This is a genomic window from Castellaniella sp. (genome assembly GCF_049650445.1).
Taxonomy (GTDB): Bacteria; Pseudomonadota; Gammaproteobacteria; order Burkholderiales; family Burkholderiaceae_B; genus Castellaniella.
This window is the reverse complement of the sequence record NZ_JBASAD010000013.1, coordinates 1-18,742: the sequence shown is the minus strand read 5'-3', so window position 1 is coordinate 18,742 and position 18,742 is coordinate 1. Positions and strand designations below refer to the sequence as shown.

Genomic DNA, 18,742 nt, shown 5'->3' with positions numbered 1-18,742 from the left:
ATCCTTGCCTGTCTAGAATGAATGCCAGACGCAAGGGCGTACCGAGGAGAGTTTTTCCATGAAGATCTGCATATTGGGCGCGGGTGCCCTGGGCTGCGCCATTGGCGCCGGGCTGACCGAAGGGGGCGCCGATGTGACGCTGGTCAATCGCAACGCCGACCACGTGGATGCCATCAACACCGAAGGCCTGAGCCTGCGCGACAAGGATGGCGAACGTCGGGTGCGCATCAAGGCAGCGACTTCGGCCGAGCAGGTCGGGCCCGTGGACCTGATCATCCTGCTGGTCAAATCCTTTCATACGCGCGAGGCCATGGAACAGGCCGGGCCGTTGCTGGCGCCGCACACCCTGGTGCTGTCTCTGCAGAACGGCCTGGGCCACGAGGACATTCTGGCGGAATACGTGGGCCGCGAGCGTGTGCTGGCCGGCAAGACGTATGTCGGCGGGACGCTGTTGGGCCCGGGCCGCATCATCTATGGGGTGCGCGGCAAGGAAACCGTGATCGGCGAACTCGACGGCCGCGTTACTGATCGCGTGCGCGCGGTCGCGCGCGAGTTCGAGCGCGCCGGCATGCTGATCGAGGTCAGCGAGAACATCATGGGCACGATCTGGGACAAGCTCCTGATCAATGTGGCGACGGGTGCGGTCACCGCCATTTCGCGCATGCCCTACGGTGAACTGTATGGCTGCGGCCCTCTCGAGGCCGTGGGCGTGGCCGCGGTGCGCGAGGCGATGGAGATCGCCTCCGCCAGCGGCGTGCGTCTGTCCATCAGCGATCCGTTCGAGGCCTGGCGCAAGGCGGGCGCCGGCCTGCCGGCGGATTTCCGCACGTCGATGCTGCAGAGCCTGGACAAAGGCAGTGTCACCGAGATCGGTTTCGTCAATGGCGCCGTGGTGGATCGCGGCCTGCAGCTCGGCATTTCGACCCCGGTCAACAGCACGCTGGTCGCCTGCGTGAAAGGCATCGAGGCCATGCTGGGCAAGACCGCGCCGGCGCGGCCGGCCGGCGTCGATCATGTCGCCGTGCGGGTCAAGGACATCGCCTGGAACATCCGTTTCTTCGAAGAGGTCCTGGACATGCCGGTGCGCGAGACCGATGGCCCGCGCGAGGCGCCGCGCCAGGTCTGGCTGAAAGGCGGCGTCCAGCTCATCGCCTCGCCCGACATGGCCGAGCAGGCCGCGCAGGCGCAGCCCTGGATCGCGCATGTCGCGATCCGTGTGAAGGGGATGGAAACGGCACTCGCACGGGCGGCGGACTGGGCCGTGACGGCGTTGCCGCAGGGGCCGAACTGGTTGCGCACACCCGATGGCATTGCGCTCGAATTGTTTGATTGCTGAAAGGACCGGAACCATGAAAGAACACTATTTTGACGAGGTCGAGGTCGGTGCTCAGGGCGTGTCGCCCACGCTGACCGTGACCGAAGCCCACATCAATACGTTTGCCGACCTGACCGGTGATTACACCCCGGTCCATACCGACGAAGCGTATGCCCGCACCACGCCGTTCGGCACGCGCGTGGCGCACGGCCTGCTCGGCCTGTCCCTGACCGACGGCCTCAAGAACCAGTCCAACCTGCGTTTCGTGCCCGGCATGTCGCTGGGCTGGGCGTGGGACTTCACCGGCCCGATCAAGATCAATGACACCGTGCAGGTGCGCTTCCATGTGGGCAGCGCCCGGCTGTCGCGCAGCCGGCCGGGCTGGGGCATCCTGGTACTGCCTTCCGAACTGCGCAATCAGCATGACGAGGTCGTGCAGCGCGGCGAACACCGGCTCATGATTCCCTGCAGCCCCGGCTTCACGCATTAATAGGAACGACCATGACGACGCAAATGCGCCCCCTGGAGGGCATCCGGGTCATCGACTACAGCCATTTTCTTGCCGGCCCCTATCTGTCGCGCTGTCTGGCGGCGCTGGGTGCCGAGGTGATCAAGGTCGAACGTCCCACCGAAGGCGATGCCGGACGGCAGCACCCCTTTTTCATTCAGGGCCAGAGCGGGTATTTCCTGCAGCAGAACATGGGCAAGAAAGGCCTGTGCGTGAACCTGAAAGACCCGCGCGGGCGGGAATTGATGGAAAAGCTGGTCGCCACGGCCGACGTCTTCGTCGAGAACTACCGGCCCGGCGCGCTGACCCGGCTCGGGCTGGGCTACGAGGCGCTCTCGAAGCTGAACCCCGGCCTGGTCTATTGCTCGATCTCGGCTTACGGCCATACCGGACCGGAATCCCACCGTGCCGGCTTCGGGCTGATCGCCGAAGCCAAGAGCGGCATCATGGCCATGGTCGGTTCACCGGGCGAGGCGCCGCCGCTGCTGCGCATTGCGCTGGGCGACATGTACACCGGCATCCATGGCGTGGCCGCCATCAATGCGGCGCTGCTGGGGCGCATCAAGTCCGGCAAGGGACAGCACATCGATCTTTCACTGTACGACTGCCTGGTCTCCATGCACGAGTACGCAGGGCAGTGCTACACCTTGTCGAACGGTCAGGTGATCCCTGAACAGACCGGCCACGACCTGCCCGATTCGACGCTGTATGGCGTCTTCACGGCCACGGACGGCCATCTGGTCATCGCCGCCCAAATCGAGGCGTCCTGGAAACGCCTGGCCTTGCTGGTCGGCGGCGAGGCCCTGGCCGCCGATGCCAGGTTCCATTCGGCGGCGGGGCGCAATGCCCATCGGCTCGAGATCCTGCCCGTGGTGCGTGCCTGGGTCGCGGCACGCACGGTGGCGCAGTGCCTGGAGGCCCTGGACGCGGTCGATGTGCCCTGCGCCAAGGTGCAGGACATCGGCGAAGTGCTCCACGACCCCCAGGTTCAGGCGCGTGGCATGGTGGTGCGCCAGCGCCATCCGGTGCTGGGCGACGTCGATTTGCTCAACACGCCGTTCCGGTTCTCGGGCTGCGACACGACGATCCGCGAACCGGCGCCGCTGATGGGCCAGCACAATCGGTGGATCGCCGAAGAACTGGGCTATGGTCAGGCAGAGATCGAGGCCATGGTGGACGAAGGCGTGCTGCACCAGGAGGCCGCCGTCGCCGGACTGGAGGCCTGAGGGCCGCCTTGAGGCGGCAGTCCGCCTGGGCCACTGCCTGAAACGACGAGGGGGCGCCTTGCGGCGCCCCCTCGTGTCGTCGGGACGGCCCCCGCAGGGGCCTAAGGGTTCGCGCAGTCCGCGCTATTTCTGGATGCGTGCCAGTTCGTCCTTGTACAGCTTCACGATGGCCGGGTCGTACTCGGCAGTGAACTGGTCGAGCACGGGTTGGGCCGTGTTGCGCATGCGCAGGCGCTCTTCGGGCGCCACATCGTTGTACGCCATGCCGTGAGCCTTGAGCTGGTCGACCGCCTTTTGCGCGACTTCGCGGCTGACCTTGCGTTGGTAGGCGCGTGTTTCATCCGCCGTTTCACGCATCCACTGCTGTTCCTGCGGGGACAGCGTGTCCCAGAACTTCTTGCTGACCAGGACAATGTTGGCCGCGTAGACGTGGTTGGTCGCGCTGACGTATTTCTGGACCTCGTACATCTTGTTCGACAGAATGACCGAGAACGGATTCTCCTGGCCGTCCACCGCCTTGGATTCCATGGCGTTGTACAGTTCGCCGAACGTCAGGGGCAGCGGATTGGCGCCCAGCGCTTCGAACGTCTTGAGGAACACCGGATTCGGAATCACGCGGATCTTGAGGCCCGCGAGGTCTTCGGTCTTGGTGACCGGGTGCTTGCTGTTGGTGACGTTGCGAAAGCCCAGGTCCCAGTATCCGAGCGCGACCAGCCCTTTTTCCGGCAGCTTGTCGATCAGTGCCTGTCCGAATGGGCCATCGAGCAGCGCATCGGCCTCCTCGAACGAGGAGACGGAGAAGGGGAAGTCGACCAGGCCGAACTCCTTGACGATCCCGGCCACGGACGTGGTTGCGGGGGCGGACATTTCCTGGACGCCGCCTTGCAGGGCCGACTGCTGCTGCAGTTCGCTGCCCAGGGTGGAGGCCGGGAATTCCTTGACCTTGAGTTTGCCGCCGCTTTTTTCTTCCAGCAGCTTGGCGAATTTCTGGGCCCCGAAGCTGACGGGGTGGTCGGTGTTGTTCAGATGGCCGAATTTGATCGTGCGCACCGGCGTGTCGGCCTGTGCCGGCGCGCTGGCCAGGAATGCAGCGCAGGCGCCGATCAGCGTGAGGGTGAGCAGTTTTTTCATGGGGTTTTGTCTCCTGTCATGGGGTGATCCTCTCCGAGGAGGGGGATGAGGGAGACTCATCCGCCTTCGTTCCTCGTTCACCGTGGCAAGTCGTGCGCCCGGCGCGTTCAGTGATGTGTGCGGCGTGACGCGTGCTGCGGATCAGCCTGCTTGCCGGGCCTTGGCCGCCGACACGGCGGCGCGCAGGGCCAGCAGGTAGCTGTCCACGCCGAAGCCGCAGATCTGGCCCAGGGCGATTTCCGCGAAGACCGACTTGTGGCGGAATTCCTCGCGGGCATGGATGTTGGACATGTGCAGTTCGACGATGGGCACGGTCAGGATCGCCAGCGCGTCGCGCAGACCATAGCTGTAGTGCGTCCAGGCGCCGGCGTTGATCAGGACGGCGTCCACGCCGTCCTGGTAGGCCTGGTGGATCCGTTCACACATCGCGCCTTCGCAGTTGGTCTGGTAGCTGTCGATCGTGACGCCCAGTTCCTTGGCCAGGCCGGCCAGTTGCGCGTCGATCTGTTCCAGCGTGATCGTCCCGTATTGCTTGGGGTCGCGCTTGCCGAACATATTGTGGTTGATGCCATGCAGCATGAGGATTTTCATACGACGTTTCCTGTATTACGTGGTCTGGATCGACGCCCCGGCGCGGGTCGTGGGGGACCCGCGCCGGACGCGATTACGGTTTGCGGATCTTGTCGATTTCCGCGTACATCGACTTGATGGTGTCTTCGCCGACTTCCTGAGTATATTTTTCGACCACCGGCTTGACCATCTCGCGCATCTTGTCCAGGTCAGCAGGCGACAGTTCCGTGACCTGCATGCCGTGCTTCTTCAGGGTTTCAAGCGCCGTGAGGGCGGCGTCGCGGGACACCTTGCGCTGGTAGGCGGCGGCTTCGTCGGCGGCTTCCTGGATCAGCTTCTGCTCATCCGGATTGAGCGAGTCCCAGAACTTCTTGCTGATGATGACGGACTGGGGGTTGTAGATGTGGCGCGTGATGGCCAGGTGTTTCTGCACTTCGTCGAGCTTGGCGTTCAGGATGACCGTGAACGGGTTTTCCTGACCGTCGACGGCGCCCTGCTCCAGCGCGTTGTAGACCTCGGGCCAGGCCAGGGGCGTGGGGTTGGCGCCCAGCGCCTTGAACACGTCCACATAGATCGGCGACTGGATCACGCGCAGCTTCAGGCCGGCGATGTCTTCGGGTTTGTTGATCGCGTGCTTGCCGTTGGTGATGTTGCGAAAGCCCAGGTCGAAGTACGCCAGGCCCACCAGGCCCTTGTCCTGCAGCTTCTTGTGCAGCGTCTGGCCGAAGGGGCCGTCCACCAGGGCATCGACTTCCTTGTCATTGTTGAACAGGAAGGGGAAGTCGAAGGCGGCGAAGTCCTTGATCTGTGCCTGCAGGATGCCGGAGTTCAGCACGGTCATTTCGATGGTGCCGCCCTGCAGGGACGACACGGTTTCCAGGTCGCCACCCAGCACGCCGCCGGGGAACAGCCGCACGCGGATCTTGTTGCCGGACTTCTGGGCCACCAGGTCGGCGAATTTCTGCATGCCCATGACCTGGGGATGGCCCTTGTTGTTCTGCGAGGCGAACTTGATGGAATGTTCGCGGATGTCGGCCGCGTGGCTGACGCTCAGGGATGCCAGGCCGAGGCCCATGGCCAGCAGTGAGGAAAGGATGAGACGTTTCATGGTGACTCCTTGGGTTGTGGAGGGATCAGTAGAACCAACTCGCGGGAACGAGCACGAGATCGGGGAAAAGAACGAGCAGGGCCAGCACGGTGAGCTGGGCCAGCATGAATGGCCATACGCCTTTGACGACTTCGTCCATGCTGATGCGCCCCACGCCCGCCACGGTATTCAGGACGGTGCCCACCGGAGGGGTGATCAGGCCGATGGCCGTATTGATCATGAACAGCACGCCGAAGTACACCGGGTCGATGCCCGCTGCCTTGATGGCGGGCATCAGCACGGGCGTCAGGATCAGAATGGTGGGCGTCATGTCCATGGACGTACCCACCAGAATGATGAGCACCATGCAGATCACGATCAGCAGCTTGGGTTGATCCAGGAACGGATCCAGCAGGCCCACGATCTGGTCGGGCAGCCCGGCGACGGTGATCAGCCAGGCGCTGACCATGGCGGCCGCCACCAGCAGCATGATGACGGCGGTCACCTTGGCCGAGGTGACGAATGCCTGGTAGAGCTGACGCAGCGTCATTTCGCGATAAATCACGAACGACACGAACAGGGCATACACCGCCGCCACGACTGCAGCTTCGGTCGGGGTGAAGACCCCGAAGCGCAGGCCGACGATGATGATCACCGGCATGCCGATGGCCCAGGCGGCCTCGCGAGCGACCTTCATGATCTCGGCGCGCGATTTGCGGGGAGGCGGTTCGTTGAGCGTTTCGCGGCGCACCAGGTAGCGCCATGTGAACCACAGCGCCGCGCCCAGCATGATCCCCGGGAAGATGCCGGCCATGAACAGCTTGGAGATCGATACGTTGGCGGCCACGCCGAAGATGATGAAGCCGATGCTGGGCGGGATGATGGGCGCGATGATCCCGGCCGAGGCGATCAGGCCCGCAGAGCGCGCCCTGTCGTGGCCCGCCGCCGTCATCATGGGCAGCAGCAGGGCGGTCATGGCGGCCGCGTCCGCGACGGCGGACCCTGACAGCGCCGCCATCAGGACGGCCGTGATGATGGTCACGTAGCCCAGGCCTCCCCTGACGTGGCCCACCAGCGCCATGGCGAAATCCACGATGCGCCGCGACAGGCCGCCCACGTTCATGATTTCGCCCGCCAGCATGAAGAAAGGCACCGCCAGCAGGGGGAAGCTGTTGGCCCCGTTGATCAGGTTTTGTGCCAGGATCTGGGCATCGAACATGTCCAGTTGCCACATCAGCGCGGCGCCGGAAATCAGCAGCGCGAAGGCGATGGGAATGCCGATGGCCATCGCGCCCAGCAGGGCGACGAGAAAAGTCGTGAGAATCATGCGTGCTCTCCGGATTCGTCGAGGAATGTGTCGATCGCCTCGCGCGGGCAGGTCGAGAGCCTGAAGATGTCGCCCAGCAGGATCAGCGCGGCTGAAACGCTGAACACGATGCCGCTGGCATAGAAGATGCCCATGGACATGCCGGTGATCGGAGCGGCGACGTCCGCATTGATCCGGGTCTGCGTCAGCGCGCCCGTGAAGATCAGCCAGCAGATGTAGAGCATGATGACACGCCCCGCGACCAGGGCGGATCGCTTGGCACGTGATCCGAAGTGTTTGATGATGAAGTTTGAGCCCAGGTGGGCGTTTTCGCGCAGGGCGATGATGCTGCCCAGGAACGTGACCCAGATGAACAGCGAACGGGACATTTCTTCGGAAACGAGAATGCCCGAATTGAAGCCGTAGCGCAGCACGACGTTGCCGAAGACCAGGACGACCATCACCACCAGCAGGGCGGCGATGAGGATCTCCAGGCCTCTCATGTAGATATCAAGAAACTTGTTCAATGGGGTCTCCCTAGAGTGGGTAGCCAGTCCGGTTGGGGTGATCCTAGACGACGTGCGAGGCCTCGGCGCGCCGGTTCAGCGTTTCGGTGACGTGGGCGGCCATGCGGCGCGCATCGGCCGGCAGCCCTCCGGTATAGAGTTCGAACGCCCGGGCCGCCTGGTGCACGACCATGCCCAGGCCGTCGACCGTATGGCAGCCCTTTTGCCGTGCAATGCGCAGCAGTTCCGTTTCCAGCGGGAAATAGATGATTTCCGAGAACCAGTGACGCGACTCCAGCAGCTCGGGCGGCAGCGGTGTGCCCGGATGCTTGCGCATGCCCACCGGCGTGGCGTTGACCAGGCCGTCGGCCTCGCGCATGGCGTCGGCCAGGCTGTGGCCCGCGCGTACCTGCGCCTGCGGGAAGCGGGATTGCAGGGTTTGCGCCAGCGTCTCGGCGCGTTCGGGCGCCGAGTCGAACAGGGTCAGGCTGTGTGCGCCCAGACGCAGGAGCGCGTCGGCGACTGCGACCCCGGCGCCGCCGGCGCCGAGCTGGACGACGCGGCCCAGTTCGCGTGCCCCGAGGTGTTCGCGCATATTTTGCGAAAACCCGTAATGGTCGGTGTTGTGGCCGATGCGCTGGCCGTTGCGCAGCACCACGGTGTTGACGGCGCCGATCGCGCGCGCCTCGTCCGAGAGTTCGTGCAGATGGGGAATGACCGCCTGCTTGCAGGGGTGGGTGATGTTCAGGCCCGCGAAGCCGAGGCGCTCGGCCGCCGTCAGCAATTCAGGCAGGTGATCAGGGCCGAGCTTCAGTTCGTCGAGATCGATGCGCTGGTAGATGCACAGAATGCCGCGGTGGGCGGCTTCGCTTTCATACAGGGTGGGGCTGAGTGATTCGCCGATGCCTTCGCCAATCAGGCCGAGCAGCAGGGCGGGGGTTTCATGATCCGGTCGCATGAGGGTTCCGTTGAGTGCCTATGTACCATCTGGTACATACCGCGCACTATAGGAGTGAGCGCGCGCCAGCGTCAATGAAATTGCCCTAGGGATTTTTCCGGGCTTGAATTATTCTATGGAGCAGAATAAGATTCTGCAGGGAAGAACTTTTGATTGCGCGAAGGGAAAGGGCCTCATCATGACGACTCGCCTCAAAATCGCCGTGCTGGGTGCCGGACTCATCGGGCGGCAGCACATGCTGCGCATCCAGGCCAGCGAATCCTGCGTGCTTTCCGCGATCGTCGACCCGGCTCCCGGGGCGCGCGCGGTGGCCGACGAGGCCGGGGTGGCCTATTTCCAGACGCTGGCCCAGCTATTGGCCACGGCCCGTCCCGATGGCATCATCATCGGCACACCCAATGCCATGCACGTCGACCAGGCGCTCGAATGCCTGGCCGCCGGGGTCCCGGCACTGATAGAAAAGCCGGTTGCCCACACGCTCGAGGCGGGCGAACGCCTGATTGCGGCCGTCGAGGGCGGCCGGGTGCCGTTTCTGGTGGGCCACCACCGCGCGCACAGCCCCATCATGGCGCTGGCCCGCGAAACCGTGCGCAGCGGCCGCCTGGGCCGCCTCGTCGCCGTGACGGGTACGGCCCTGTTCTGCAAGCCGGATGACTATTTCACCGAGGCCCCGTGGCGGCGCCAGCCGGGCGGCGGGCCCATTCTGGTGAACATGATCCATGAAATCGATAATCTGCGGTCCCTTTGCGGCGAGATCACCGAGGTTCAGGCGGTGGTCTCGAATGCCACGCGCGGCTTCGAGGTCGAGGACACCGCAGCGATCAGCCTGCGCTTCGACAGCGGAGCCCTCGGGACCTTTCTGCTCTCGGACACGGCGGCTTCGCCGCGCAGCTGGGAACAGACCTCGCAGGAAAACAAGGCCTACAGCACCTATCCCGACGAGGATTGCTACATCCTGGCGGGCACGATGGGTTCGCTGGCCGTTCCCACGATGCGCCTGCGCTCGTATGCCAGCCAGGCGGATCGCTCGTGGTGGAAACCGTTCCAGACGGACATGCTGGATTTGCACCGCAAGGACCCGCTGGCCGAGCAGATCGAACATTTTTCCGCCGTCATCCGGGGCGAGGCGCAACCGCTGGTCAGTGTGCGCGACGGCGTGCAGAACCTGCGAGTGGTGGAAGCCATTCGCGAGGCTGCCCGCGAAGGCCGCAGCGTGCGCGTCCCGCTGCCCGCCTGACAGCCGGGCGTTCCGCACGCCATTCCTTTCATCCGATTCCAAGAGTTTGAAACCATCATGACACAGCCTAAATACGATCATTTCATCAACGGCGCCAGCGTGCCGCCTGCTTCCGGGGACTATTTCGACACCGAAAATCCGTATTCGGGCGAGGCCTGGGCGCGCATCGCCCGAGGCAATGCGGCGGACGTGAACGCTGCGGTGGCGGCGGCCAAGGCAGCCTTCGAAGGGCCGTGGGGCAGCCTGACCGCCACGCGTCGCGGCCAGTTGCTGCGCCGGCTGGCGGATCTCATCATCGAGCACGCCCCGCGTCTGGCGGACATCGAGCAGCGCGACAACGGCAAACTGTCCTCCGAGGTGGTGGCCCAGGTGCGTTACATGGGCGAATATTTCCATTACTACGCCGGCCTGGCCGACAAGGTCGAGAGCAAGGTCATCCCCACGGACAAGACCGGGGTGTTCACCTTCACCCGCTACGAAGCCAAGGGGGTGGTGGCGATCATCACGCCCTGGAACTCTCCCCTGACCCTGACCAGCTGGAAGCTGGCGCCGGCGCTGGCGGCCGGTTGCACGGCGGTGGTCAAACCCTCGGAATTCACTTCGGCCTCGATGGTGGAGTTCGCCGCGCTGTTCGAGCAGGCGGGTTTTCCGCCAGGCGTCGTCAACGTCGTCACGGGTTTCGGCGCCGAGGTCGGCGAACCGCTGGTATCCCACCCCGACGTGGCCCACATCGGCTTCACCGGCGGCGAACTGGCCGGCAAGCGCATCTACGAAGCCGCCGCGCGCAACCTCAAGACCGTCACCCTGGAACTGGGTGGCAAGTCGCCCAACATCATCTTCGACGATGCCGATCTGGACCAGGCCGTCAAGGGCGTCGTGTCGGGGATTTTCGCCGCCTCCGGCCAGAGCTGCCAGGCCGGTTCGCGCGTGCTGGTGCAGGAAGGCATCCACGATGAACTGATCCGGCGCCTGGTCGATTTCGTCGGCAAGGCCAAGCTGGGCGATCCGACCCAGCCCGACACGCAGATCGGGCCGATTTCGACCCGGCCGCAGTTCGAGAAGATTCTCGACTACATCCGCATCGCCCGTGACGAGGGCGCCCAATGCGTGCTGGGCGGCAAGGCGCGCGCCGACCTGGGTGCGGGCCAGTTCATCGAGCCCACGATCTTCACCGGCGTGGACAACCGCATGCGGATCGCACAGGAAGAAGTCTTCGGTCCGGTGCTGTGCATCATTCCCTTCAAGGACGAGGCCGATGCCATCCGCATCGGCAACGACATCCTCTATGGTCTGGCCGGGGCGGTCTGGACGCGCAGCCTGCATCGCGCGCTGTACGTGACGGAACGCCTGAAGGCCGGCACGGTCTGGGTCAACAATTACCGTGCCACCAGTTTCACGACGCCGTTCGGCGGCTACAAGCGATCGGGCATCGGGCGCGAGTCAGGCTCGGACGCCATCCATGAATATCTGGATACCAAGAGCGTCTGGGTGTCCACGGATCTGGACGTGCCGAATCCGTTCATCCGGCGCTAAGAGGGAACCTGGCCGGTCCTCGCCTGCCGCAGCGGCAGGCGGCGGCGCAGGGCCTGGTCGTTGATCCAGGCAATCGAGCGGATGCCCAGGCGCGCCACGACGTGGGCCGGCAACTGCCGATAGTCCTTGTTGAAGACCAGCAGGCTGTAGCCGCCCGCGTAGTCCATGCCGTCCAGGCGTCGGACGAGGGCGGCGACCTGACTGCTCAGCATGCCGTCTCCCGGGAACACCCGCGTGTGGTCGGCGTCATGCCGTCGATGTTCCTGGAAGGCCGGGACACCGAAGTCGGCGAGTTGAACCAGCACGATCTTGTCCGGCGGGATCTCGTCCAGAATCTCGAAGGATTGGCCTTCGGCGATGAAATGGAACGTATCCAGCACGAGACCGAGGTTGGCATGATTGGTGCGGCCCACCAGATCCCAGGCGCTGCGGATGTCCGCACTGGTATGGCTCCAGGGAATCGCCTTGAAGCCGATCCGCACGCCCGTGGGCACGGCCAGATTGGCCAATTTGCGCAGATCGGCCTCGGCGCGGTCCGGCTCGCACTGGCGGGGCATCGCCGCCGAGGCGGACACGATCAGCATCGGCGCGCCCACGTCGACGCAGATCTCCAGCAAGGCCTTGGCGACGTCGAGCTTGTGTCGGTGCGCCGGACCGTTCATGCCCTCGTAGTCGCGCATCAACTGCAGACCGGCGATTTCCAGGCCGCTTTCGCGCACCATCCGGACGGCGTTCTCGTAGCCGTCCGGATGGTTGACCAGGTCTCTGGCCCACAGCATGACCTGGGAGAAGCCGGCCGCCTCTGCGGCGCGCAGGCGTTCTTCGAGGGAACCGGCCATGCAGGCCAGGTCGATGCCGAAGCGCTCCTGGGTCATGGGGCGGTGTCCGCAGCCGGGGCGGATTCGACGTGGCGCACCAGTTCGAACGTCACGTCGTAGGACATGGCCGCGGTGATGGCGCCGTGGCTGTCCGGATGGACGAAGGCGTTGTCCTGGAAAGGCACCCCTTGCGCCGCCATGGCCCGGACCGTTCCCAGCACGTCCGGCGTCCCGAAGGCCAGCCGCGCGAATTGCTCGTTCCATTCCGTGTCGTACAGGGCATCGCCGACCGGTTCGACGAGCTGCAGATAGAACCGTTCACAGGGGCTGGCGAGGATGGTGCCACGGGGCAGGATGCCTAAATGGGTTTCCGGGGGCAGGGCCTTGAAGCCGAACAGCTGGGCATAGAAATCAGTCCATTGGGCGCTGCGCCCGAGGTTGATGTATTGCACCAGGCCGAAGAAGTGCAGGTCCGGGACGATGGGTTCCACGTCCCGCTGTTCGCTCAGGTAGATGAAATCGATGTCGTAGATGGAGAAGGGACGCAGGTGATCGACGAGATAGATGACCGTGTCGCCCACCCCGTGGATGCCGGGGATGTTCAGTTCCATGGCGCTCGCCCGGGTGGGGATGGGCCAGGCGCCCCACGCCATGCTGCGGTCGTAGGCCTGGCCGGCGTGGTCCACCTGGAACGCAATCGCGCTGATCTGGTGGTCTTCGCCCTCGCGCGCCATGCTTTCCAGGGTGGCGGGGTCGGAGTTGACGATGATGTTCATGGTGCCCTGGCGGTACAGGAGCACCTGGCGAGAGCAGTGCCGGGCCAGCAGGCGAAACCCGATCCGGTTCAGGATGGCGCCCAGTTCTTCGGGGCGGGTGGAGGCGAATTCGATGAACTCGATGCCTCGGATCGAGGGCGGCGGACCGCCGAACTCGCTTGCTTCGGCATTCATGACGTGGCACCGGTGTCGCCGTCGGGCCAGTGCCCGCCCAGGGCGTCGGTGAGTTCGGCCGCGTAGCGTTTGAGGGTCGGGATGACTTGAGCGATCTTTTCGTCGCTGAAGCGGTATTTGGGGCCGGAGATGGACACCACGCCGGTCAGTTGCTGGCCGATGCCGAAGACGGGACAGGCCACGGCACCGATTTCCGGGTCCCGCTCGCCTAGAGAGATCGCGTAGAAGGATCGTCGTATGTCGTCATATTTCTCGCCTGCCTCCTGGGCGAAGGCACGCATGACGTGGCCCGATGCGCCCACGTTCAGGGGCAGCGCATCGCCTTCGTGGACGGAGTCGCGCACGGAGCGTGGCGCATCGACCCGGTGCAGGCAGATCCGGGCGTCGTGGTCCTTGATGAAAAAGGAGGCGCCTTCCTGGAGTTCGTCCACGATCTTGCGCAGCACGGGGATGACGATGTCGGCGCTGCGAAAGTGCTTCTGGTAGAGCGAACCGAGATATAGCGGCTTGGGGCCGAGGCGGTAGGTGCCATCCTCGAGGCGGCGGAGATAACCGAATTTTTCCAGGGATTCGGCCAGCCGCAGCGTCGTGCTTTTATAGAACCCCGCCCGCTTTGAAATGTCCGTGAGGGTGAGGCTGTCTCCCCCGTCGATGAATACGTCCAGGATGGTCAGTGCGCGGTCTACCGCGGCGACGCCTTCACGAGTCATAGGTGGCGGCCTTCTCACAAGAGGGGGAGTTCGATCATGAACCTATGATAACCGATACGGTTCTATTTTTCGGTCCTGTCGCGTCCGAATCAGTACCGATGAGCGCCGTAATGATTTATTCTTACGCTTTCTTGGAACATCATATGACTGACTGTTTGACCCTTCCAGGCGCGTGTTCCTCCAAGAGTCCGATTCGACCGGTTTGACGCCATGGATGCGAATCGTCCCACCCGGGTCTGGTTGGGGCCGCTGCTCATGTGCGCGGCCTGTCTGTTCTTTGCCGTCCTGGACACGGGTACCAAATACCTGACGGCCGACTATCCCGTGATTCAGCTCGTCTGGGTGCGCTACACGGCGCAGGCGCTGGCTGTCTTTCTGATCTTTCAGCCACGCATGGGGCGCAACCTGTTCCGCACCCGCCACTATGGCGTGCAGTTGTTTCGCGGCCTGTGCCTGTGCTGCGGCAGCATGCTGGTGGTCAACGCCCTGGCACGCCTGCCTCTGGCGGAGACCACCGCCATCGTGTTCATCGCGCCGGTACTCATCACCCTGCTGTCCGGGCTGGTGCTGAAGGAAAAAGCCCGTCGCCTGGACTGGGCCGCCGTGGCATGCGGCTTTGCGGGGGTGCTGATCATCGCCCGGCCGGGCGGGGGCTTGCTGACCTGGGCCATTCTGTTTCCCATCGGCACGGCCATCTGCAATGCCTGCTACCAGATCGTCACGCGGTTCTCACGCAGTTCCGAGCATCCCGCCACCAGTAATCTGTACACCGGCCTGATCGGCGCGCTGGTGCTGACGCCCTGGGGCACCATGGCCTGGGAACCCATGCTCTGGTTCGATCTGCTGCTGCTGATCGGCCTGGGTACGGTGGCCGCGCTGGGGCATTTGCTGATGACCCAGGCCCTGATGTACGCGCCGGCCGGCTCCTTGGGACCGTATAGCTACACCCAGATTTTCTGGGCGACGCTGCTGGGCTGGCTGGCCTTTTCGTCCGTGCCGGACTCCGTGAGCCGGCTGGGAATGCTGATCATCGCTGCGGGCGGCTTGCTGCTGTCCTTCGCGCCGCTGCTGCGCCGCGTGGCCGGAATGCTGCCGAAAGGCCCGCGCTGAAAGCACGTTGAAACGCAATAACTCTTTGCTCCGCCAAAACAAATCGTGCTAAACTTCCTGGCTTGCTGGGTTAATGGCATCTGGTCGCGGTATGCGCCGCCGGTCTTGTGCCTGGTTTATGACACCCCGGTCCGTATTGAAGACCCATTGAAAACCCCCGGTTTTTAAACTGAAAACCTACGGTTTCAATGAGCAAGCCCCTTGTGCAAGACCCGCTCTTTACGTCATTCGTTTCAGGCGGATTTTGCGCACATCGCCTGAAAATGCCCCCGCCGCGTCCTGCGCGGCCAAGCAAGCCCGGGCACTTTGGATATCGACGTAAACGTACGCAAGTACAAAGGATGCGTAAAGGTCATGCCTACCATTGCTCAACTGCTGCGCAAACCGCGCCAAGTCAGTCGCGAGAGCAGCAAGAGCCCGGCGCTGGATAATTGCCCCCAGCGTCGCGGCGTCTGCACCCGTGTCTACACCACCACCCCGAAGAAGCCGAACTCCGCCCTGCGTAAGGTCGCCAAAGTGCGCCTGACCAACGGCTACGAGGTCATCTCCTACATCGGCGGCGAAGGCCACAACCTCCAGGAACACTCGGTGGTTCTGGTGCGCGGCGGCCGTGTGAAGGACTTGCCGGGTGTGCGCTACCACATCGTCCGCGGTTCTCTGGACCTGCAAGGCGTCAAGGATCGCAAGCAGTCCCGTTCCAAGTACGGTGCCAAGCGCCCCAAGAAGTAATTCCCGCAGTACCCCGATCGCTTTAGATCGGCCGTGCAGCCGCAGCAGCTATGGCGCTGTGGCACGTAAGTGGCTCTCCGAATGGAAGCCGAGGCCGCCCAGCGGCTCAACTGAATCGTCACAAGGAAATTGAAATGCCTCGTCGTCGCGAAGTACCGAAACGTGAAATCCTCCCCGATCCCAAATTTGGCAGTGTCGAGCTGGCCAAGTTCATGAACGTCGTCATGCTGTCCGGCAAGAAAGCCGTGGCGGAACGCATCGTGTACGGCGCCTTGGACCAGATCCAGGCCAAAACGGGTAAGGAACCCATCGAGATCTTCAACACCGCCATCAACAACATCAAGCCGGTGGTCGAAGTCAAATCCCGCCGCGTCGGTGGTGCCAACTACCAGGTGCCGGTCGAAGTGCGCCCCGTGCGCCGCCTGGCCCTGGCCATGCGCTGGCTGCGCGAAGCCGCTAAGAAGCGCGGTGAAAAGTCGATGGACCTGCGTCTCGCCGGTGAACTGATGGATGCTGCCGAAGGCCGCGGCGGTGCCATGAAGAAGCGCGAAGACACCCACAAGATGGCCGAAGCCAACAAGGCCTTCAGCCACTTCCGCTGGTAATCCAGTCGGTCAATCACCAGGAAACACATCATGGCCCGCAAAACTCCCATCGAGCGCTATCGCAACATTGGTATTTCCGCGCACATTGACGCAGGGAAGACCACCACCACCGAGCGCATCCTGTTCTATACCGGCGTCAATCACAAGATTGGCGAAACCCATGAAGGCTCCGCCACCATGGACTGGATGGAGCAGGAACAGGAACGCGGCATCACCATCACGTCGGCGGCCACCACGGCCTTCTGGAGCGGGATGGAGCACCAGTACGAAGAGCACCGCGTCAACATCATCGACACCCCGGGTCACGTCGACTTCACCATCGAAGTCGAACGTTCCATGCGCGTGCTCGACGGTGCCTGCATGGTGTATTGCGCCGTGGGTGGTGTGCAGCCGCAGTCCGAAACCGTGTGGCGTCAGGCCAACAAGTACGGCGTGCCTCGCCTGGCCTTCGTCAACAAGATGGACCGCACCGGCGCGAACTTCTTCAAGGTCTACGACCAGCTGCGTCTGCGCCTGAAGGCCAACCCCGTGCCCATCGTCATCCCGATCGGCGCCGAAGAGGACTTCAAGGGCGTCATCGACCTGACCAAGATGCGCGGCATCATCTGGGACGAAGCCTCCCAGGGCACGAAGTTCGATTACATCGACATTCCCGCCGACATGGTCGACCAGGCCAACGAATGGCATGAGAAGCTGATGGAATCGGCCGCCGAGGCCAACGAGGAACTGATGAACAAGTACCTCGAGACCGGCTCGCTGACCGAGCAGGAAATCGACAAGGGCATCCGTCTGCGCACCATCGCGGGCGAAATCCAGCCCATGCTGTGCGGCACCGCTTTCAAGAACAAGGGCGTGCAGCGCATGCTCGACGCCGTCATCGATTACCTGCCCTCCCCGGTGGACATCCCGGCGGTGCGCGGCACCGACGACGAAGGCAACGAAGTCACCCGCAAGGCCGATGACAAGGAAAAGCTGTCCGCGCTGGCGTTCAAGCTGATGACCGACCCGTTCGTGGGCCAGTTGACCTTCATCCGCGTGTATTCGGGCGTGCTGTCTTCCGGTGATACCGTCTACAACCCGATCAAGGGCAAGAAGGAACGCATCGGCCGCATTCTGCAGATGCACGCCAACAACCGCGCCGAAATCAAGGAAGTGGTGGCGGGCGACATCGCCGCCGTCGTGGGCCTGAAAGAAGTCACCACGGGGGAAACCCTGTGCGACGTGGGCGATCACGTCCTGCTGGAAAAGATGGAATTCCCCGAGCCCGTGATCTCGCAGGCCGTGGAACCCAAGTCCAAGGCCGACCAGGAAAAGATGGGCATCGCCCTGCAACGCCTGGCCGCCGAAGACCCGTCTTTCCGCGTGCGCAGCGACGAAGAATCCGGCCAGACCATCATCTCCGGCATGGGCGAACTGCACCTCGAAGTGCTGGTCGACCGCATGCGCCGTGAATTCAGCGTCGAAGCCAACGTCGGCAAGCCCCAGGTGGCCTACCGCGAAACCATCCGCAAGACCTGCGAAGAAATCGAAGGCAAGTTCGTCAAGCAGTCCGGCGGTCGCGGCCAGTACGGTCACGTCGTGCTCAAGCTCGAACCCCTGGAAGCAGGCGGCGGCTACGAGTTCGTCGACGCCATCAAGGGCGGCGTGGTGCCGCGCGAGTTCATCCCGGCGGTGGACAAGGGCATCCAGGAAACCCTGCCTGCGGGCGTGGTGGCCGGCTACCCGGTCGTGGACGTCAAGGTCACGCTGTTCTTCGGCTCGTACCACGACGTGGACTCGAACGAAAACGCGTTCCGCATGGCTGCCTCGATGGCGTTCAAGGACGGTATGCGCAAGGCCAACCCGGTCCTGCTCGAGCCGATGATGCACGTCGAAGTCGAAACCCCGGAAGACTACGCCGGCACGGTGATGGGCGACCTGTCGTCCCGCCGCGGCATGGTCCAGGGCATGGACGACATCCCGGGCGGTGGCAAGATCATCAAGGCCGAAGTTCCTCTGGCCGAGATGTTCGGGTATTCGACCAGCCTGCGTTCGCAGACTCAGGGTCGTGCCACCTACACGATGGAATTCAAGCAGTACGCCGAGGCGCCGCGCAACGTCGCCGACGAAGTCATCGCCGCTCGCGGCAAGTAATACACGGCCCGGCCGACAGGCCGGGCATCCACTTTTCATTTCCTAGGAAATACGGGATCTATCATGGCAAAAGGTAAGTTTGAACGGACCAAACCGCACGTGAACGTGGGTACGATCGGCCACGTTGACCACGGCAAGACGACGCTGACGGCGGCGATCACGACGGTGCTGGCCAAGGCGCTGGGCGGCGAAGCCAAGGGCTACGACCAGATCGACAACGCGCCCGAAGAAAAGGCGCGCGGCATCACCATCAGCACCTCGCACGTGGAATACGAGACGGCCAACCGTCACTACGCGCACGTGGACTGCC

At 63.7% G+C, this 18,742-nt stretch carries 19 protein-coding genes and 1 pseudogene; 11 read left to right on the top strand and 9 right to left on the bottom strand.

What is annotated here, in order from left to right:
* Window positions 1-58: 58 nt before the first annotated feature.
* The 4 genes and pseudogenes from WA983_RS03840 to WA983_RS03825 form a co-directional block, all read left to right on the top strand.
* Window positions 59-967, top strand: a pseudogene (locus WA983_RS03840) (ketopantoate reductase family protein); the annotation flags it as partial.
* Between the two features lie 3 nt (window positions 968-970).
* Window positions 971-1,336: a VOC family protein gene (locus tag WA983_RS03835; protein ID WP_424250808.1), complete on the top strand. Its 366-nt coding sequence runs from the start codon at window positions 971-973 to the stop codon at window positions 1,334-1,336.
* 13 nt (window positions 1,337-1,349) lie between these two features.
* Window positions 1,350-1,805, top strand: coding sequence for a MaoC family dehydratase (locus tag WA983_RS03830; RefSeq protein ID WP_424311617.1), 456 nt, complete (start codon window positions 1,350-1,352; stop codon window positions 1,803-1,805).
* Window positions 1,806-1,816: 11 nt separating this feature from the next.
* Window positions 1,817-3,049, top strand: a complete 1,233-nt coding sequence (locus tag WA983_RS03825) for a CaiB/BaiF CoA transferase family protein (RefSeq protein WP_424250802.1) — start codon at window positions 1,817-1,819, stop codon at window positions 3,047-3,049.
* Window positions 3,050-3,172: 123 nt separating this feature from the next.
* Here WA983_RS03825 and WA983_RS03820 read toward each other — a convergent pair whose 3' ends face one another.
* From WA983_RS03820 to WA983_RS03795, 6 genes are all read right to left on the bottom strand, one after another.
* The gene (locus WA983_RS03820) at window positions 3,173-4,180 is read right to left on the bottom strand and encodes a TRAP transporter substrate-binding protein (protein ID WP_424251154.1); all 1,008 of its coding nucleotides are present in this window, start codon (window positions 4,178-4,180) and stop codon (window positions 3,173-3,175) included.
* A gap of 141 nt (window positions 4,181-4,321) precedes the next feature.
* Window positions 4,322-4,771 carry a type II 3-dehydroquinate dehydratase gene (gene aroQ / locus WA983_RS03815; protein ID WP_424251156.1) on the bottom strand — a complete coding sequence of 150 codons (450 nt, stop codon included), beginning with the start codon at window positions 4,769-4,771 and terminating at the stop codon, window positions 4,322-4,324.
* Window positions 4,772-4,844: 73 nt separating this feature from the next.
* Window positions 4,845-5,858 carry a TRAP transporter substrate-binding protein gene (locus WA983_RS03810; RefSeq protein ID WP_424251158.1) on the bottom strand — a complete coding sequence of 338 codons (1,014 nt, stop codon included), beginning with the start codon at window positions 5,856-5,858 and terminating at the stop codon, window positions 4,845-4,847.
* Window positions 5,859-5,883: 25 nt separating this feature from the next.
* The gene (locus WA983_RS03805) at window positions 5,884-7,164 is read right to left on the bottom strand and encodes a TRAP transporter large permease subunit (RefSeq protein ID WP_424251160.1); all 1,281 of its coding nucleotides are present in this window, start codon (window positions 7,162-7,164) and stop codon (window positions 5,884-5,886) included.
* Window positions 7,161-7,670 carry a TRAP transporter small permease gene (locus WA983_RS03800; RefSeq protein ID WP_424251162.1) on the bottom strand — a complete coding sequence of 170 codons (510 nt, stop codon included), beginning with the start codon at window positions 7,668-7,670 and terminating at the stop codon, window positions 7,161-7,163. Before WA983_RS03800 ends, WA983_RS03805 begins: the two co-directional genes overlap by 4 nt.
* 43 nt (window positions 7,671-7,713) lie before the next feature.
* Window positions 7,714-8,607 carry a shikimate dehydrogenase gene (locus WA983_RS03795; RefSeq protein ID WP_424251164.1) on the bottom strand — a complete coding sequence of 298 codons (894 nt, stop codon included), beginning with the start codon at window positions 8,605-8,607 and terminating at the stop codon, window positions 7,714-7,716.
* 178 nt (window positions 8,608-8,785) lie between these two features.
* Between WA983_RS03795 and WA983_RS03790 the strand changes: the two genes are divergently transcribed.
* Both WA983_RS03790 and WA983_RS03785 read left to right on the top strand, forming a co-directional pair.
* Window positions 8,786-9,844: a Gfo/Idh/MocA family protein gene (locus tag WA983_RS03790; protein WP_424251166.1), complete on the top strand. Its 1,059-nt coding sequence runs from the start codon at window positions 8,786-8,788 to the stop codon at window positions 9,842-9,844.
* A 57-nt stretch (window positions 9,845-9,901) separates the two neighbouring features.
* A complete protein-coding gene (locus WA983_RS03785) occupies window positions 9,902-11,377 on the top strand; it encodes an aldehyde dehydrogenase (protein ID WP_424251168.1) in 1,476 nt (491 codons plus the stop codon).
* Here WA983_RS03785 and WA983_RS03780 read toward each other — a convergent pair.
* The 3 genes from WA983_RS03780 to WA983_RS03770 are packed head-to-tail and all read right to left on the bottom strand — an operon-like array spanning window position 11,374 to window position 13,855.
* Window positions 11,374-12,252, bottom strand: coding sequence for a sugar phosphate isomerase/epimerase family protein (locus WA983_RS03780; RefSeq protein ID WP_424311616.1), 879 nt, complete (start codon window positions 12,250-12,252; stop codon window positions 11,374-11,376). The two genes, WA983_RS03785 and WA983_RS03780, sit on opposite strands and share 4 nt — an antisense overlap.
* Window positions 12,249-13,145 (bottom strand): VOC family protein, encoded by an 897-nt coding sequence (locus WA983_RS03775; RefSeq protein WP_424250006.1) that lies wholly within the window; start codon window positions 13,143-13,145, stop codon window positions 12,249-12,251. Before WA983_RS03775 ends, WA983_RS03780 begins: the two co-directional genes overlap by 4 nt.
* Entirely contained in the window at window positions 13,142-13,855 is a 714-nt protein-coding gene (locus WA983_RS03770; RefSeq protein ID WP_424250008.1) for an IclR family transcriptional regulator, read from the bottom strand. Before WA983_RS03770 ends, WA983_RS03775 begins: the two co-directional genes overlap by 4 nt.
* Before the next feature lie 210 nt (window positions 13,856-14,065).
* Here WA983_RS03770 and WA983_RS03765 point away from each other — a divergent pair, with 210 nt between their 5' ends.
* The 5 genes from WA983_RS03765 to WA983_RS03745 form a co-directional block, all read left to right on the top strand.
* Window positions 14,066-14,965: a DMT family transporter gene (locus tag WA983_RS03765; protein WP_424250010.1), complete on the top strand. Its 900-nt coding sequence runs from the start codon at window positions 14,066-14,068 to the stop codon at window positions 14,963-14,965.
* Between the two features lie 354 nt (window positions 14,966-15,319).
* Window positions 15,320-15,694, top strand: a complete 375-nt coding sequence (gene rpsL / locus WA983_RS03760; RefSeq protein ID WP_376813591.1) for a 30S ribosomal protein S12 — start codon at window positions 15,320-15,322, stop codon at window positions 15,692-15,694.
* Between the two features lie 134 nt (window positions 15,695-15,828).
* The gene (gene rpsG, locus WA983_RS03755) at window positions 15,829-16,299 is read left to right on the top strand and encodes a 30S ribosomal protein S7 (RefSeq protein WP_376813590.1); all 471 of its coding nucleotides are present in this window, start codon (window positions 15,829-15,831) and stop codon (window positions 16,297-16,299) included.
* A 30-nt stretch (window positions 16,300-16,329) separates the two neighbouring features.
* Complete coding sequence (gene fusA, locus WA983_RS03750) at window positions 16,330-18,432, top strand: elongation factor G (protein ID WP_424250013.1); 2,103 nt, start codon at window positions 16,330-16,332, stop codon at window positions 18,430-18,432.
* A 63-nt stretch (window positions 18,433-18,495) separates the two neighbouring features.
* The coding region (locus tag WA983_RS03745) for a GTP-binding protein (protein WP_424311615.1) at window positions 18,496-18,742 on the top strand (247 nt) is incomplete at its 3' end.